The following is a 16,613-nucleotide window of genomic DNA, read 5'->3' as shown; positions in this document are numbered from 1 at the left end:
AAGAAATATCTCCGGTATAGGCGACTTTTAACTCTTGACCTTTTTGATAATCAAATGTTACGGTTTTTCCGCTGATTTCTCCAGAGAAGGTATAAGTGAGGTTGTCGGTGTTTAAAGCGCCTATGGTTAAGCTGGGATTGTTGATTGAGCCGGTTAATATCGGACTTGCTGTAGTGGTAGAAACTCCCACAGATTTCAATATATCTGCTAGAGAGCCAGCACCGTTATAAGTGGCTGTAATTGAATCGGCTTTAATCTCAAAAGTTAATGGCTTTAAAGTATCGAGGATATCTTGGAGGGCTTTTTTTGCGGTGGCAGATATGCTAACTTTGGCATCTGCTAAACTTTTTTCTACTTCTGACAAAGAAGAAGAGAGCAATAATACAGAAGCATAATTTGCCATCACTTCTGGAGTAAACGCAGAGGCAAACTTGCCTTCTCCTAGAGCGACTTCTAACTCCCAGTCACCGCCCAATGCAGCATTCCCAGTTAAGTTCGCTGAGGCCGCAATATTTGCGCCAATCAAAGTCCGTAATTTGGCGATAAATTCTGTACCTGCATCTCCTGCGGCGACTTGACAGCCATAAAGAAACAAGCTCGATGATGCTCTTTCATCCGCTACAAACCACTGTTTCAGTTGTTGGGCATACTTGCTCAGAGTATTTAGGCTGAGTTGGGCATTTCCCAAATACACGCAACCGGGCGCACCGTGGGAAACAATATGCACTCCCGAAATAGCGTGGCGATTTGCAAGTTCTTCAGTAATTTGGCTAATGCCATCTTTTGTAGCGTCAAGAATAATTACTTCTGTTCCTGCTTCTACTCCTGCTGCCAATGTTTGATAATCGGCAATTTTAGCATCGATGAAAAGAATCGCCTTTTGGATGTTGGAATTAATCATGTTAATCAGGGGTTCGTGTTTTTTTGGGTGATTTGTAAATTGAGAAAAATCAAACTTGCACTCGGTTCTGATTTTTTTTTATTAGAAATAATTAAGTTGTTCCGTCACAACTAACCTGAACCGTTCCAACCACTTCTGCCCCTGATCTCCTAACTGCTGGGTCTACGGCTCGATTTTCTGCATCGCCCGCGAGGAAGGCGTGGCCAGTCCGTTCTCCCAATGGTTCAGGTTAGAGAACACCACACCAAGACGTGCGGGGAACTGCTCTTGAGTCAGTCCCGTTTGTTGTCTCACGTCGCGCATAAAATCTGCCGATATAAAGTTGCTTTTTTACGAGTAATCGTTTATAAGCGACACAAAATCTACTCTTTCATTGTTGAGACCGTAGTACGGTGATCGTAATCACTCCGATCTGTGATAGCGATCGCCCGCGTCGCATTTCCCCCGATCGCCCCTCACCCCCGCCCGGAATTGCCTTTAATCAGTTAAAGTAAGAAAAATAAGCGCAAGTACCGTCACCTTTGAGCGACAATGGCATCCTCTTCCTCTGTAGCAGTTCGCGAACTCCCCTTATTTCCGTTGCCGGAAGTGGTTCTATTTCCAGGTAGACCGCTGCCGCTGCAAATCTTCGAGTTTCGCTATCGAATCATGATGAATACGATTCTGGAAGGCGATCGGCGTTTCGGTGTGCTCATGTGGGACCCCAACCAAAACAAAGTCTCTGCCGTTGGCTGTTGCGCCGAAGTGATTCACTGTCAGCGCCTCCCCGACGATCGCATGAAAATTATGACTCTCGGCCAGCAGCGGTTCCGAGTCCTCGACGCCGTTCGGGAAAAACCCTATTTAGTCGGTCTAGTAGAATGGATCGAAGACGCACCGCCGCAACAAGACCTCAGACCTTTGGGAAAAGATGTCGAACAACTGCTGAGAGATGTAGTTCGCCTCTCCAGCAAATTGATGGATCAGCCGATCGACCTGCCCGAAGACATTCCCAGTTTGCCTACAGAATTGTCCTACTGGGTAGCCAGCTACCTTTACGGCGCAGCGACAGAACAGCAAACTCTTTTAGAATTGCAAGATACTGCTGCGAGATTGGAACGCGAAACCGAAATTTTGACTTCTACTCGCAATCACTTGGCAGCCAGGACTGTACTTAAAGATACCCTCAAGTAGCCAAGTGGTCTAGGAAAAAGCACGATCGGTTTGACCTGCACTGAAGAAAGAATTACACACAAATCATTCGATTTTTGATTTTAGATTTTCGATTGACTGATGGACGAAGGGTTTGGATCGCGCGCTTACAGTTCCATTATTTTTGGGAACTGGTATCTGTTCAATTCTTAACTTCAAACAGGTTCGGATAGGTTCCTTATAGCAGTAAATGCTTGTGTTAGAAAATCACGACCAACCGAAACCCTACGATGCAGTTAGAGGCGGTCAACTGCCACCTCCTGTGGGCGGTGTAGTGCTCGGCGGACTAGCAGGAGTTAAACATCGGCTGTCTAGTTCTGTCAACGAACATCGAATTGCCGCCCTGAGAGAGACATTGAATTACGGCGATGCTGGCTTAAAAATAGTCATCAAGATTTGTCAAAGCGAAACAGGGCTAGTGCAGCGGGCGGCCTGCGATTTGCTTCGACAAAGGCTGAATTCGATCGCCCGCGAAAAATTACAGGCCTTTGTAGCTTCAAGTTCAGATTCAGAAGCTGAGGTAGACAGCACGGAAAAAATATTAAAGCACTCATCCGGTGCAGTCTCCGAAAAAAATTACGATCGGCAAATGTCCGAAGCACTGTTAATATTTGAGACAATTACGCAGCAAATGCAACCAAATTTGTTGCTATTAGAAGCACTGGTAGCCTCTGTTGAACGGGAAGAATTTACCACCGAACTGATGAATCTTTGGGAACTATTAATCTTAGAAATTCAGGAACCTCTCAAAGAACTGCGTCAGGCTGTTGGCAGTGCGATTTCCGCCCAACTGCGGATTCAGTGGCTGTACAATCAAGCTGAATCTCAAGCCCACCAGTTGCAGCAGCGAGCTTTGCTAGCTCTTCAGACACAGGATAAGAATTCAATCCGCCTCGCCGTGGTTCGCCAGCAGGTTCAAGTCGATCAGGCAGCAGAACTAAAAATTGACTTAGACTACCAAACTGTGCGAGTAGAAACTCTCAATCGCAACTTGCTGGCTTTGGAAAGTAAGATTGCTCAAGCTAATTCCAAGAAAGAGATCCTCAAGATGCAGCTTCATTTTGCTAAGGTACAGCAGCAAATAGACTTCACTTTCAGCCAAGTCAATAGTATATTTTTTAGTCCTTAATTGTCGGATTCTTCTGTTATATATTCCGTGAGTTCAAACTTGTCTGACGCAAAAATGTATTGCCCCACTTAAATTTGCCTCATCTAGCTTAGCTCCCTCCAGATTAGCACCGCATAAAAATGCCCCGCTCAAATTAGCACCGCTCAAATCAGCACCGCTCAAATCAGCGCCCTCAAGGTTACTTTCACACAAAAAAGCGTTTCTCAAGTTTGCTCTTCTGAGACTCACTCCCCGCAGTTTAGCATCGCTTAAATTTGCTTCTTCGAGGTTTGTATTGTCCAAGCAAGCATCTAGGAGGTTTGCTTCCATCAAGTTCGCTTTTTCCAAGTTTGCTCCGCTCAAATTAACACCAATCATTTTGGTGTCGCTCAAGTTGGCGTTTTCCAAGTTTGCTTCAATCAGGTCAGCTCCTGTTAATCTTGCGAAAGTTAGATCGGCTCCGCTTAGGTTAGCCCCATTTAGGCTGGTCATCACCAGGCAAGCATTCTTTAGCTTGGCAGCTATTAAGTTTGCCCCCCTTAAGTTCGCCAAAGCAAAATTGATTTCCTTCAGATTTGCACAGGCTAGATTAATATGAATTAGGAAAGCTTCTCGCAAAAAAGCCTCTTTCAAGTTGGTTTCATGAAAATTTCTTTCTCCGGCTGCGTATCGCTTGAGAAGTTCATCAGCATTCATCTCGCCAGCCTCCTAAGTTTTACTTAAAAATAAATTATACTACTGACAGTACATTGTAGCAACCAAATATTTTTAAAGTTTCGGTGTGATTTTTTAATTCTTCGAGTGCCGATCGAACAAATGCTTCGCAGGCGTTAGCCTCAACGTCCATAAAGAAAATATATTCTCCGAGCGATCGTTTAGTCGGTCTAGATTCAATCCGACTTAAATTAATACCGCGACTGGCAAATACTTGCAAAGGTTTTACCAGTGCTCCCGGCATATTGGCAGGTACGCTGAAAGCTAGTGAGGTATGGGTGCAATTAGACGATGAAGCATCGAGGATCAACTTAGAAGCAGATTGTGTAATGGATTTAAGGGATGAGTGTTCCCCTGGTTCTACGTTGGCGATTTCTCCACCACTCCTACTGAGTACCCAAAATCGAGTGTAATTATCGGGATAATCATTAATGGGGTGAGCTAACACTGGCAAATGGTAAAGTTCAGCAGCTCTTGGCGAAGATATCGCTGCTACATTTGTATCTTCCAGATATTGCAATGCTTCCGTGGTTGAATTCGCCGGAATTAATTGGGCTGAGGGAATAAACTGCCCCAACCATACCTGACACTGAGCTAGCGCTTGCGGGTGAGAGTAAACTTTTTTAATCTCGTTAAAATTTTTAGCATTAGACACTAGGGCGTGGGAAATTGGCAAAACTAAGGCGTGTTGAATGCGGAGTTGATCGAGTCGCCACAGTGTATCTAAGGTGACAGTCACGCTGCCTTCGATCGAATTTTCGACGGGCACAACTGAATAATCAACCTGCCCTACGGCAGATGCCTCTAGCGCTTGAGAAATGGTGGAATAAGGACACAGGGTGCATTCCAAGTTAGTTTCCAGGCTCAACCAATTGACATAAGCTAGAGCCGCTGTTTCTGCATTTGTACCAACAGGGCCGAGATGTGCGATCCTCTTCGAGGGCTTCGCTAACGAAATTTTCATTTACAGGCAATTTTAGGTTACAAATGTTTGCTTTACTCTCATCAGCTAGGAAGTATGATGAAAAATTAGCGATGTCCCGAAAGCTTTTATCAGTGATTTCTCGGATGACATTGCTGGGTACACGACTTAGGACGCGACTTATGTCACCTAAAAAAAGGTGATAGTTTATTAAGATATGCTTAGGAATCCTATATTTTGATATTTTCTCATGTATACCCGCTTTAATTCTTCCCAATCCGTTGAGATCGCCGTACCAGAGGAACGAGTTCCCATTCAACATTATCTGCGTCAGCCGAGGCGACTGGTGAACGCCCTTGTCGATCAAAGTCGCACACAACAGCTAAGCGAGGACTGTTTCCGCCTAAAAATGCGACCGTTACAATTTATGATGCTGAGCATTCAACCCACAGTAGACATGAGGGTGTGGGCCCAGTCGGATGGCACAATCAATTTGGAGTCCGTCGCCTGCGAAATTCGTGGCGTGGGTTATATAAACGATCGCTTTGCTCTCAATCTCAAAGGAAAGCTTTGTGTGCACCAAAGCAGCGGGGTAGCATACTTGAGGGGAAAAGCGGATTTGGAAGTGCAAGTAGAATTACCGCCGCCGTTTTGGCTGACGCCCAAACCCATTTTAGAAGCAACGGGGAATGCTTTGCTCAAGAGTGTACTGCTGAGCGTCAAACAGCGGTTGATGCACCAGTTGCTCTTAGATTACCGCCGCTGGGCAAGCAGCGAAAGTGAGCTAAGATCGATCGAGATCCCCCCTATCTTATCTTTAGAAGGCTGAAATCCTACTAAAGAAGCTGTTAATTAATGTATAGGGATATTTAGGCACAAATCAGGCAACTTACCACAGTATTACTTAGACGCTCGATTTGGGCATCGGGATATTTGTCGGAACGAGCCAGCAGGGATAGATAGCTGCCGGTCAGTCAAGATCGATTTGAGTGATCCCTCCAAGTTCATCGTCTTCGATGATTCCCACGCCCCCCGGCAAAGGAGTTGACTTGTCTTTTGAAACTTCGTCCTTTTGGCGAAATTCGCGCTGCGGTGGCTTGATTATTTTGCCCGGTTGATTCGTTGCGGCCACCCGAATCCTGATTTTTGGCCCAGAATTGCCCAAGCGAATTGTCATCCCGTCCACAACGGACACCTGAGCGATCGGTCTATCATCTACATAAGTGCCGTTAGCACCAAAATTAATAATTTCCCAGCCATTAGCGTGATTCCACAGTTCTACGTGGTGGCGGGAAACTACAGCGCTGTAAATAATTACATCATTGTCGTTCGATCGACCGATCCGAACCACTGGTTCTGATTCAAAACACCAACTTTGAACTGGGACAGACTGGATAGGATGTAAAAGAGTTAAGGTAATCACTGATGTTTTGACACTCCACCGCCAGACAGCAACGGGGATACTTCCAGAGAGATTTTTTGGGAGAAAACTGCAAAAAATTTGCTTTTTAAAGGCGTCGTCAGTGGGCCACTATTCCCCCTATCTGCCCTAAAAGTCGAACTTTTGGCTGCTTGAGGTATTTGAAGCAACTTTTGAGGGTTAGCTTTTGGCGCAGGGGCAAATTTTTGCGGTACTCGGTAACAACCAAACACGATGTGATAAATCGGGTGAACTTCCCAGTGATGGACAACGGTTTTAACCGCTTGATTAATTTGGTCTGTGAGGGAGCGATTCTGCCGATGGGTGAGTCGCTCAATTCGATCGGCTAAATAATCCTTTTGCCGCTGATGAACCAGAGAATTCAACTCAGACCCGCGCTGGTTGCACCGCTGATTCGAGTTCTCGATCGGGCCACAGTCACTGCTCAACGACTTGCTGTTTATAAAGAAAGAAGTTAACCAATTATTAATCCTGGGGTCTCTAGATAAAATACTTGTGGATTGTATCTGAGATATTGCACCATTCTCAATTACTTGTTTAGGGAGCGGCATCTTGCCTGTTTCACAAGAAAATTCACTCTTTGTGGAACAGGCAAGATGCCTGTTCTTGAGAATAGTGCAAGATGTGAGTTTTATCAAACAGCATAGGTCATTTTGAGTTGCTAACATTTTCCTTATTGATGCAATACCTTTAAAATACAATGCTTTGAGCAGCACTGGAATTTTGAGCGACAAGGCATCAATCTCTCATAGCGAAAATACCGATCGACCTTCCTCGCGCGCGCCGCCCCAAAATGCGATCGGCAATTAGTCCCCCGGCGAGCGGGAAGGCCAAACTTCAGCTCAAATCTGACTCAGGCGGCTCCGGATTCGGATCTGGCGGGACAGATTCTTGCCTTTGCCGCTTCAACTCTGCAACTTTTTCTTGAGCTACATCCCTGACTTCGAGAGCTTTATCTTGGAATTTTTCCGCCAGACTTTGAGCGCCCCGCTTCACACCTGCCACATTTTTGAGAGTTCTGTCGAAATCTTCATGTAAAAACTCTGCTACCAGACCGACTTTTTTGTGCAGTCCCTCCGCGTACTGCACTGGCTCCGATACAGCAGCTTCAGAGACGATCGCCCGCTTGCTGCCGATGGTCGAAATAGCTGCCACAGGTAACAAGTAAATGTCGTCTAAAACACCGCGCCAGCCGCTCGATTTAAATAGGTAGTTGGTGACTGAACCCGTGCGGACATCAAATAGGTAGTCAACCACTGCACCTGCCTTATTTCCAGCGTCCGTGAGCACCTCAAGCCCGATCGGACAAACAGCTTGTTCCGGCTGATGAAGTTCCGGCAGTTCCGGGTTAATGGTGACAAAAACATTTTCCCCCACCGTATCTACTTGCGCCCAAGCGAACCAAGTTTTTTTGCTCCCCAAAAGTCCCGACTTGCAAGTAAAGCCGATCGCCCGTTGGGAGTGAGCATCGAGCCAAACCCGATCTACCCTGCCGACCTCTTCCGCCGTTCTGCGGTCGATGGTGCGGCGGCCCTGCAGTTCGCTGCGCCTAACAATCTGTGGTGATGTACTCATAAATAAACTCCTGAGTGCCGCCTTTGAAAAATGTCGATCGTCCAAAGAAGCCGATTTAATATTCTTCTTCCGAATAATGGCGATTATTATCTGCCTGGGTTAACTCGTCCTCTTCCCTGGAAGTGCCAACTTCTTTGTGGTCGGGAACAGGAATCGTGCTCATGTGCACGCCGGCCGAGGGAGCGTGAATTTCCTTAGCCTCCCTGGCCTTGACGCTAAGAAGTCCTAACTGGACGGAGGATTGATTCGGGCCTACGTTGATTTGAATTTTCGGCCCAGAGCGGGCCAAGTGAACGATCAGACCGTCCACAATGGGAACCTTAGCGATCGGCTTACCATCGAGGTAAGTGCCGTTGGTACCTAAATTGATCAGTTCCCAAGTTATGCCGCTGCGCCGCAATTCGATGTGGCGACGAGAAACCACAGCGCTAAAAAGAACGACGTGGTTTTCTGTCGAGCGCCCGATCCGCACGACCTGCTCGTCTTCAAAGATCCAACTGCGGACGGGTATAGACTGGAGTGGATGTAGCAAGGTCAGCTTAATCACATTGGCAGCATTGAGTTTTGGTAGAGCGCCTCAAGATGCGATTTTAGATTTTAGACTTTCGATCGCCCAATCCAAACTCGCTCTAAGAGATTTGAAATAAAAACGTAACCAGGTCTCCTTTGCCCAGAGAGATGCGGTCTCCCGGTCGCAACCGGTGGCGGTTTCCCTTGGGTAGCGGAGTATTGTTGACGTAAGTGCCGTTGGAACTGCCTACATCTTCTAGGTAGCAAGCATCTCCCTCCACCCGGAGATTTGCGTGTACCCGAGAAACTATCTCAGAATTAGCAAATCCCGAAACATCAATATCCGGCGGCACTAAGTCATTTGGCTTGCCTATGTGAACCACAGCCAGACTGTGAGGCAATTCCATCGGCGTATTTGTCTGAACGTGTAGCAGGCGCGCCGACTGCTGTTGCAGTTGAGTTTTAGCTACACCTGCTGGCTGCTGGCCCGGAACCGGAGGAGAGATAGTTACTGGTGTTGCCACCGATTCAGTTGTAACAGGAACCGAGGGCGAAGGCGGGGGATCTGGAATCGTCGGAATGCTGGCGGTAGTTTTTTCCAAGTTGAGCCCCTTATTCAGGGTAACTAGAGGTTCCATTGCCATCAGGGGATCGGGTGGCACTAAATCCGGCGCCGGTGAGGATACCACTGTGGGGCCTACAGGCGAGGGGGACGGTACTGTCACCTCAACTTCTGGAACTATGGAACCCGGACGCAAGTTAAAGCCACACTGACCGCAAAATGCTGCATCTGTCTGAACTGCTGCACCGCAGTTCGAGCAACTTGCGGTAGCAGGTAAAGGCGTGTAGCAAGCCTCACACTGGCTGGCCCCGTCGGGGTTCTGGTGATTGCAATTGGGACAGACAATCATCGATTTCTCCTTGCTATCGGCCAGATTTTCAAATCAGCCTCATCAAAAGTCCTTGGGTCTGAAACCCCGTCCTTACAGGACGGCTTTACATTGAATTGAATCCCCTTGCGGGGTAGGGGGGGTATGGTTGCCCCCCCGTGAGGATATGGTTGTCCTCAATCTCCCATTCTGGGGTAAAGTTAGCTTCGCCAATGTTTAGGGAGCTTGTTAGGCTAGCAGCACTGTTCCAGTGACCTTAGAACTGTTTAACCACTAGCGACAGAGCAAGGGACTAGCTTCGTATCCCAGGGTGTCGTGACTCACAAAACGTAGTCAGTTAAGACTTAGGCTGGTCAGAATGGCTTGTTAGATTTCTCTTTCAAGCCTCATGCCTTTAGGCTGAGGTTCCTGACAAAAATACTCGTGTATATGGTCAAATTTTAACTTTAACCGCCACAATTCTTATATTGCTTCTAATACTAGCAACTGAGCTGACGCCGTGACGTTAGCTGTGATGGGCAAGATTGAGTTAGTGATAATGCTGACTGTGCTGGCACGCTGGCTGCTCTGTCGGCTATTTTACTGCTTCGCCAGCCGCCGCATCGAGCAGCCACCAAAGTTCGCCTTCTGGTTGAACGAGTCTGGCTGGATAGGTCATTTCGTCGGCTGCGGGGGCAAAAATTTGAGCTAGGGCGGGTTGTTTGCTGGCTCCTGCGACCATGAAGATGACGCACCGGGCCCGGTTGATTAAGGGGACTGTAAAGGTAATGCGGGGTTGACCGTCTTTGTTGCCGACAGTTACTAGGGCATCCCGGACTTCCAAGGCTGCTGTGCCGGGAAATAGAGAGGCTGTGTGGGCGTCGTCTCCTATGCCCAATAAAATGATGTCGAAGGCAGGAAACTCGCCGTCGGATACTTTGAAGAACTGCTGTAATTCGGTTTGGTGCGCCTCCGCGTCGGCTGCGGGGTCGCCGGCGCCTGTGGGCATGGGGTGGATGTTGCTGGCGGGGATATTCACTCGATCGAGCCACGCGAGGCGCGCCATTTTTTGATTGCTGTCTGGGTGTTCTGGGGGAACGTAGCGTTCGTCGCCCCAGAAAACGTGAATTTTGTCCCAAGCCAGGTCTTGGGCTGCGATCGCTCTGTAGAGTGGTTCTGGTGTGCTTCCGCCCGCGGCGGCGATCGTACAAAGTCCGCGTTCTGCTATGGCTTCTGAGATTTTCGACAGCACAATCTCCAGCGATCGATCTATTAGTTGTTCCCGATTTGCTAATACTTCAACTATTTTTTTCATTAATTTCCTCTCAACTTTCCTATTCGTGTTGTTCTGAGCAATTGCCAATTTTACCTTGACATTTTGGTTTGAGGTCGATCGGCTGACAGACCAGGCGGGCATGGCACAGCATCCCATACAATTTTATCATCTTATGCCCCTTGATTTGAGGAAAGCCAGACATATTCCTACCAGTGCTTTATGGATTTTCACCTGTTGCATTGAGCTGTCACAACTTTCAATCAAAAGTTCGATCGTACTCGGAGCATCTGTGCAGAAAGTAAAAAGCGTTTTTTGGGACTCGGATCCGTCCCACACAGCAAAGTCTATAAATATAGCGAGCCGGACGATCGCACACCGACAGTAAAAGCCAAACCGAGATGATCCCGATCGCACTTACGCCGACATAGCAAAAATAATCAAGATTGATGTGGTAGACTAGGAAAAATAGTTTTAAATCCGCACGATCGGAAGGAAGCAAAACTATGTCAATTTTTAAGCGATTTCCTACATCAGTCCGCTATCTAATAGCGCGGTTGCGCCACTGGACGCAACCGGCGGTTTGGGCTCCCTTAGCCGTGCTGTGTGCAGGGGGATTATTTATCTGGGAGGTCTCTGTAAATCCAGAAAGGTTGAGTATAGATGGCGAAGAAGAACCAGCCTCAAACACTCCAGCTTCGCTATCGGGACTATCTGCTGAAGATACCGCCATTGCCGCTGAAATCGACAGCTCACCAGTGCTAGTCAATCAGTTTAATGGATCTACTGCTTCTGAACTGAACTTGTTAAATTCATCAGTAGTAAAAAGCAAAGGTTTATTCGAGGAACTTCGAGATCGGGACTTAGAAACTCCTCAGCCATCTTCAGCACCCAAGCAGGTAGGAAGCAGCGGATTTTTCTCCTTGCCAAATTTAGCAAATCCTGCTGTCGAGGCCGGAAACAATAACCCCCAAAATTCCAGCTTGCCAAGTTCAAACGCAACATCAGCGTTGAGTTTATCTAGCAGCGAGAGACTAACTTCCGGGATAAAAACGATTAAGCCTGAGTCTGGGGGTACAGCGACAGCAACTTTATCCCAGCCGTCGAGTGATGCTAATTCAGCTAAACAAAACGAAAATTCTCTGCCTTTGAGTCCGCTGCAAGCAGCTATGAAAAAATACGTCGTTGCTAACACTTCGGCAACGGCGGCTTCAGGTGAGAAAACTGCAGACGAGGCTACATTGCTCGATCGACCGGCTTCCGATCCGGCTGCAGGAAATGCGACAAATTTGCTCCCAACGACCGCTACAGCTCAAAGTGGAGCCAATCCTGTGAATGTTCCCACAGCACTTCCCCCCCTTGTGACTCCGACAAATACTGTAAGCAAGGAATCTCAAGAATTCTTAAAACCGACAGCTACAGTCGCTGAATCATTGGCGGGGTTAAATTCCAGAGTGCCGAACCTCCCCGAAATTAATGCAGGGGCTGCACCGGTGGCTTTGCCGAAAAATCCCTACCAAACTGATTTATCTGGTTCCGGCTTCGCAACTGAAGTTCAACCTGTGGCACTTCCAGTAGCCATACCTTCGCCAACACCTCTACTTCCGAATGTCAGTCCATCTCCCTTTCCGAATGGGATTGGGGGAAGCAAGATAATTAACCCTCAATTCTCTCCCAATTCAGCGAATTCTCAATTTCAAACACCTCCACCGAGTCAGCTTAATTTACCACAGCAGCCTAACTTTGGAGTTGTTCCCCAAAATACCAATCAGGGCGTGCAGCCCATTCAACCTCAAACTTTTGCTACACCAGGCTCCCTGGCTCCGGGACGCTACATTGGCGGTGGCGAAATCAATACTTTTTCTAATCCTTAAATGATGGAAGTTCGGCCACGAAAACGATATTATCAATTCCCAATTCCCAATTCCCAATGTTATTGGTAAAACTTACCTAGCGGCAGCCCGCACCAACAACAATCCCCCGATTCCCAAACCAAACATGATCGGCAGCCAAGCCGAAAGAATCGGAGTCAAAACAGCTTTCACTCCCATAGAACTGGTGATGAAAGAAAATACGTAGTAAGTAAAAATCACAACTACGCTAATACCAAAACTCGTTCCTCGGCCGGAGCGGCGCGGTTGAGTTCCCAAAGCGGCTCCCACTAAACCAAATACCATGCACACGAAAGGAAAAGCATATTTTTCTTGAATTCGCACCTTTAATTTGCGAATTTGCGGTTCGTCGCCACTGTTTTTAAGGATATCCAAACGCTCTAAAGCTTGGGCAATGTTCATTTCCTTGAAATCCCGCGCTCTCGCAGCTAAATCTAAGGGCGTGCGGGGGAGTTGCAACTGCTGGTGTTGAAATCTAACTATATTGCGGTAAGAGCCATCAGGAGCTACTATATAAGCGGTTCCGTTGAAAAAATCCCAGGTATTTTCTGAGGGATTCCAAGTAGCGGATTCTGAAGAAACGATTTGATTGAGGCCTGGGGTGGAGCGATCGATAATTGTTAAACCTTTCATTTGCTGGCCGTCAAATTGTTCTGCATAAAAAAAGCGGGCCAGGATTTCGTCGCCGCCTTTTTCTGGTTTGCGAAATTCTGTGTAGATAATATTTCTATCTTGAAATATGGGTTTTTCTCGCTTCAGGGCTCTGTCTAAAGTCAGAGTTGCTCTGTAGCTGGCGGCGGGTACAACTAACTCTTGCAAACCAAAGGTTAATCCTGCAACAATTAAACTCATGATCACAGCAGGCAGTATTAATCGGTAAACGCTAACTCCGCAACTGCGGAGGGCGATGAGTTCGCTGTCGCTGGACATTCGGCTGTAAGCCATTAAGGTTGCTAGCAGCATTGACATGGGGAAAGCCAATACCACGAAGTAGGGAATTTGCAGGAGAAAAATTTCTATGGCTGCGCCGTAGGGGAGGCCGGATTCTGCTACTCTGCGGACTAATTCAAATAAAGCTCCAACTGTGACGGCGACGGATGTAAAGAGTCCGACGCCAAATAAAAATGGGCCGATTAGTTCTTTGGTAATGTACCAGTCCATTACGGAAATTCTCGGCAGCCAGTTGATGGGATTCAAAGAATTGGATATTGCTATTTTCATAGTTTGGGATTTTTGCAGTTTGCTCCTCAATCTAACATCTCAAATCTAAAATTCTACCGTTTGCCGAATGCCTTCAAAAGACTATCGCACGAAGTTGTCACCTAAGTAATACTGTCGCACTAAAGGGTTGCTGTAGAGTTCTTCTTCAGCCCCGGAGGCTAAAATTTGACCGTCTCGCATGATGTAGGCTCGATCGGTAATTTCGAGGGTTTCTCGGACGTTGTGATCGGTGATGAGGATGCCGATTTGGCGATCGCGCAGTTTAGCAATAATGGTTTGAATTTCGTCTACGGCGATCGGATCGACGCCTGCAAACGGTTCGTCTAAAAATAGGAACATCGGCCCGTCTCGCCCTGCGGCTAATGCTCTCGCCAGTTCAGTCCGTCGTCTTTCTCCCCCCGATATTTGAATTCCCAAACTGGATGCTATTTTTTCTAAGCGAAATTCTTGCAATAGGAAATCGACTCGATCGCGCCATTCCCAGCGCGGCACTTGAGTTTGTTCTAGGACTAACAAAATGTTGTCCCGCACGCTCATGTTTCGGAAAATGCTTGCTTCTTGAGCGAGATAGCCTATTCCCAAATGCGCTCGCTGGTGCATCGGCAATTTAGTGATGTCTAAATCGTTTAGCCAAACGGTGCCTTGATTTGGTTTTTCTAATCCGGTTGCTATGTAAAATGTTGTGGTTTTACCGGCACCGTTGGGGCCGAGCAATCCTACGATTTCTCCTTGGGCTACCGACAGGTTGACGCGACTAACTACATTGCGTTTTCCGTAGGATTTGTGAATATTTTCGAGTACAATTTTCATTTTCGCTCCCGGCAACCTCTACAAGCTCAATTTCAGACTGCAGCTTTGTGCGATCGAGTTTCTAATTTAAATTTTACCTTTTCAAGTTTGTGAGTTTTATAAAGACGAAATTTCGCATCTATCCCAAGCAGTATGTTTTGGCTGAGGCGAAATTTCGCTGCTGCGAGCCACTGTTACCGGGGGGCTGTAGTTGGACGTGGGGAGCCCACTGCATTTTGGGCTGCTGCATCTTGTTCCGGGGCCACCAGATAAACAGATTCTACCTGTCCTGGGTTGTCTGGCAGGGCAATAAACCGCCCTTCGTCGATCAGGTATGTTATGGTTTCGCCACGCAGGCTGTTGCCCTGCTGCAATACGTAAACATCTCCGCTGAGAATGATCCGGCGCTCGCGGCTGAAGTATTGAGCTTGAGCCGCAGTTGCTTGTATTTGGCGGGCTGGATAGTTGATTTGCACGTTGCCGCGGGCTGTCACGATGCCGGTTTTGGAGTCGGCTTCTTGAATGTCCGATCGCACGCTGAGGGTGCGGGGCGCGTTGGCTTGCGAATAGGTGGGAGAGGCGATCGCGCCTGCCAGAGTGAGGGGCAACAGCAGCGATAATCCTTTGAATATTCGCGAATTGAGTAGTTTAGCGGAGGGCATCATAGCTTACAAGCCTCAAAATTTGTGAAATTGCTGAAGGGCATTATCTCCAGTTAGGTATTTTATCTTAACGGCCAGAAAGATTCCCGTGAGCTCGATCGATTGACCCGATAATCTCAACCAATTATCCTAGCAAGACAACAGCGAATTTTATTGGCTATTTTGCTGAGTGGCTGCAACTGTCTTAACCGGGAACGGGCAAGATGCTCGTTCCACAGCAAATAAATCTGCTTGTGCAGCGGGCAAGAAAGCCAGCCCCCCTCTGTGTAGAGGCAAAGTCTACTGCACACCCTAATACAAACATTTATTTAACTTTTATTTAACTTTTCGGTACTTTGATAATTCGTGGCAATTGCAAGCCTGCAACTTCTGCACCTGTTAATAAAGGTACAAAATCAGCAACTTTTTCCGGCCCTGCTTGTTGCAAAGCGCTCAAAAGTTTAGCACTCTGTCCGAGCAAGTCTTCAACGGCAATTCCGGCATAACTGGGCTGATAATAACTGAGCCGATTTATTCCTTCTCCCAGCAAGATTACGGCACCGCGCCAGTTTTGATTTCCTAAGTGATAAAGCGCGACGGCAATTTGTAATATCCCCTGATAAAATCTTTTTTCTGGGTCGCCAGCTTCCATCCACAAAGCCTCTAGTGTGTCGTGACAAGCATAAAAGTCTTGACTATTAAACTGTTCGATACCTTGCCAAAAGTCGATCGGCATTTCCTCTGTCATTCGATTGGGGATTGGGGATTTTCGATGGCGGATGTGTGTTTGAGTAGGCGGCGATCGATTTTTGTTAAATAGCTAAGTCTTAAAAATAGGAAAAATAACGACCTGTTTTCAAAACTACTGCCATTTCACGACCGCCTACTTAACCGATTACATAGTGTCTCTGACAGCTTGAATCTGATCCATTCCAATTTCCTGATTAGTTCCAGCGAAATCGTTATCTGGCGTCAGAAATAACATACAGTGACACTCTTTGCGCTCGCGCATGGGAATGCAGGGACAGTTCCAGTAGGCGGCTTTTACTTCGGCTTCTTTATCTTCGTAATGGCGACAAGGGCATAAGGGAGCGCCTAGTTCATCCTTGTGTTTTGCTAGTCCTTCTATCACGACAGCAGTGACGGAAGGTTCAGAACAAAAGTAAGTTCCCGTGCGCTTGGCGTAGGTTTCGGAGAAATTCTTCATCGCCTCCAAAGTTTTTTCGTTGGAGAGTTTAGATTTTTCTGTTGTGTTCATAGTTTAGGATCGAAGTTGAGGATGCTACGAGCTTTTGACAATTGTAGCGCAGAATGTGATTTTAAACACTTGTATATTTCTGTTTACTTACAAGGAGGAAAACCTTGACAAAGATTGAGTTTTAGGTTGTTGGTTTTTTAGTGGTTTTTGTCTATCCCGCAGGGTGCGGGAAACTGGCGGCAGACCCGGTTTTTGGAGCTGCCAAAAGATTTGGGCGATCGATCGCCCTCAACAATCATCCCCCAAAGGGGATAAAAATCGGATAAGATAGCACGGCGCTCTTTCTGTGACGGCTATAGGCACGGCAT

20 protein-coding genes are annotated in these 16,613 nt (G+C 47.1%); 4 read left to right on the top strand and 16 right to left on the bottom strand.

The annotated features are described in order from the left end of the window. Together QUB20_RS02680 and QUB20_RS28600 are read right to left on the bottom strand one after the other, a co-directional pair. A partial coding sequence (locus QUB20_RS02680) for a DUF4347 domain-containing protein (RefSeq protein WP_333291140.1) occupies positions 1-901 on the bottom strand: 901 nt, incomplete at its 3' end. Between the two features lie 162 nt (positions 902-1,063). Continuing rightward, positions 1,064-1,204, bottom strand: a complete 141-nt coding sequence (locus QUB20_RS28600; protein WP_445299371.1) for a helix-turn-helix domain-containing protein — start codon at positions 1,202-1,204, stop codon at positions 1,064-1,066. A 228-nt stretch (positions 1,205-1,432) separates the two neighbouring features. Between QUB20_RS28600 and QUB20_RS02675 the strand changes: the two genes are divergently transcribed. Next, entirely contained in the window at positions 1,433-2,074 is a 642-nt protein-coding gene (locus QUB20_RS02675; RefSeq protein ID WP_015174045.1) for an LON peptidase substrate-binding domain-containing protein, read from the top strand. Positions 2,075-2,282: 208 nt separating this feature from the next. Continuing rightward, the gene (locus QUB20_RS02670) at positions 2,283-3,221 is read left to right on the top strand and encodes a PspA/IM30 family protein (RefSeq protein WP_333243081.1); all 939 of its coding nucleotides are present in this window, start codon (positions 2,283-2,285) and stop codon (positions 3,219-3,221) included. A gap of 33 nt (positions 3,222-3,254) precedes the next feature. Here QUB20_RS02670 and QUB20_RS02665 read toward each other — a convergent pair whose 3' ends face one another. Both QUB20_RS02665 and pheA read right to left on the bottom strand, forming a co-directional pair. Next, complete coding sequence (locus QUB20_RS02665) at positions 3,255-3,896, bottom strand: pentapeptide repeat-containing protein (RefSeq protein ID WP_333243078.1); 642 nt, start codon at positions 3,894-3,896, stop codon at positions 3,255-3,257. A 34-nt stretch (positions 3,897-3,930) separates the two neighbouring features. Continuing rightward, positions 3,931-4,878, bottom strand: a complete 948-nt coding sequence (pheA, locus tag QUB20_RS02660) for a prephenate dehydratase (protein WP_333243075.1) — start codon at positions 4,876-4,878, stop codon at positions 3,931-3,933. A gap of 208 nt (positions 4,879-5,086) precedes the next feature. Here pheA and QUB20_RS02655 point away from each other — a divergent pair, with 208 nt between their 5' ends. Further along, a complete protein-coding gene (locus QUB20_RS02655) occupies positions 5,087-5,665 on the top strand; it encodes a DUF1997 domain-containing protein (RefSeq protein WP_333237219.1) in 579 nt (192 codons plus the stop codon). Between the two features lie 141 nt (positions 5,666-5,806). Here the strand turns inward: QUB20_RS02655 and QUB20_RS02650 are convergent, their stop codons facing one another. The 6 genes from QUB20_RS02650 to pgl all read right to left on the bottom strand — a co-directional run bounded on the left by QUB20_RS02650 (position 5,807) and on the right by pgl (position 10,546). After that, a complete protein-coding gene (locus QUB20_RS02650) occupies positions 5,807-6,259 on the bottom strand; it encodes an FHA domain-containing protein (RefSeq protein ID WP_333237217.1) in 453 nt (150 codons plus the stop codon). Then, on the bottom strand, positions 6,256-6,828 hold the full coding sequence (locus tag QUB20_RS02645) for a hypothetical protein (protein ID WP_333243071.1): 573 nt from the start codon (positions 6,826-6,828) through the stop codon (positions 6,256-6,258). The genes QUB20_RS02650 and QUB20_RS02645 overlap by 4 nt, the downstream gene beginning before the upstream one ends. A 286-nt stretch (positions 6,829-7,114) precedes the next feature. Continuing rightward, positions 7,115-7,852, bottom strand: a complete 738-nt coding sequence (locus QUB20_RS02640) for a PRC-barrel domain-containing protein (protein WP_333226425.1) — start codon at positions 7,850-7,852, stop codon at positions 7,115-7,117. Positions 7,853-7,907: 55 nt separating this feature from the next. Continuing rightward, positions 7,908-8,399, bottom strand: a complete 492-nt coding sequence (locus QUB20_RS02635) for an FHA domain-containing protein (RefSeq protein WP_333243068.1) — start codon at positions 8,397-8,399, stop codon at positions 7,908-7,910. An 82-nt stretch (positions 8,400-8,481) separates the two neighbouring features. After that, complete coding sequence (locus tag QUB20_RS02630; RefSeq protein ID WP_333243065.1) at positions 8,482-9,273, bottom strand: FHA domain-containing protein; 792 nt, start codon at positions 9,271-9,273, stop codon at positions 8,482-8,484. Between the two features lie 553 nt (positions 9,274-9,826). Further along, positions 9,827-10,546, bottom strand: a complete 720-nt coding sequence (gene pgl, locus QUB20_RS02625; RefSeq protein ID WP_333243230.1) for a 6-phosphogluconolactonase — start codon at positions 10,544-10,546, stop codon at positions 9,827-9,829. 464 nt (positions 10,547-11,010) lie between these two features. On the opposite strand from pgl, the gene QUB20_RS02620 reads away from it, so the two are divergent. Next, positions 11,011-12,378 (top strand): hypothetical protein, encoded by a 1,368-nt coding sequence (locus QUB20_RS02620; protein WP_333243062.1) that lies wholly within the window; start codon positions 11,011-11,013, stop codon positions 12,376-12,378. A gap of 72 nt (positions 12,379-12,450) precedes the next feature. Here QUB20_RS02620 and QUB20_RS02615 read toward each other — a convergent pair whose 3' ends face one another. The 6 genes from QUB20_RS02615 to QUB20_RS02590 all read right to left on the bottom strand — a co-directional run bounded on the left by QUB20_RS02615 (position 12,451) and on the right by QUB20_RS02590 (position 16,305). After that, positions 12,451-13,617: an LptF/LptG family permease gene (locus QUB20_RS02615; protein WP_333243059.1), complete on the bottom strand. Its 1,167-nt coding sequence runs from the start codon at positions 13,615-13,617 to the stop codon at positions 12,451-12,453. An 81-nt stretch (positions 13,618-13,698) separates the two neighbouring features. Beyond that, positions 13,699-14,427, bottom strand: coding sequence for an LPS export ABC transporter ATP-binding protein (gene lptB / locus QUB20_RS02610; protein WP_333243056.1), 729 nt, complete (start codon positions 14,425-14,427; stop codon positions 13,699-13,701). A gap of 173 nt (positions 14,428-14,600) precedes the next feature. Then, entirely contained in the window at positions 14,601-15,071 is a 471-nt protein-coding gene (locus QUB20_RS02605; protein ID WP_333243053.1) for an LptA/OstA family protein, read from the bottom strand. A 147-nt stretch (positions 15,072-15,218) separates the two neighbouring features. Next, positions 15,219-15,344, bottom strand: coding sequence for a hypothetical protein (locus tag QUB20_RS02600; protein WP_333291138.1), 126 nt, complete (start codon positions 15,342-15,344; stop codon positions 15,219-15,221). A 43-nt stretch (positions 15,345-15,387) separates the two neighbouring features. Further along, the gene (locus QUB20_RS02595; RefSeq protein ID WP_333243050.1) at positions 15,388-15,795 is read right to left on the bottom strand and encodes a DUF309 domain-containing protein; all 408 of its coding nucleotides are present in this window, start codon (positions 15,793-15,795) and stop codon (positions 15,388-15,390) included. A gap of 147 nt (positions 15,796-15,942) precedes the next feature. Further along, positions 15,943-16,305 (bottom strand): ferredoxin-thioredoxin reductase catalytic domain-containing protein, encoded by a 363-nt coding sequence (locus QUB20_RS02590; protein ID WP_172186333.1) that lies wholly within the window; start codon positions 16,303-16,305, stop codon positions 15,943-15,945. Between the last annotated feature and the right edge of the window lie 308 nt (positions 16,306-16,613).

The organism is Microcoleus sp. B4-C2, from assembly GCF_036705265.1.
GTDB lineage: Bacteria > Cyanobacteriota > Cyanobacteriia > Cyanobacteriales > Microcoleaceae > Microcoleus.
The sequence above is the reverse complement of the archived record's forward strand: the minus strand, read 5'-3'. Positions and strand labels throughout refer to the sequence as shown.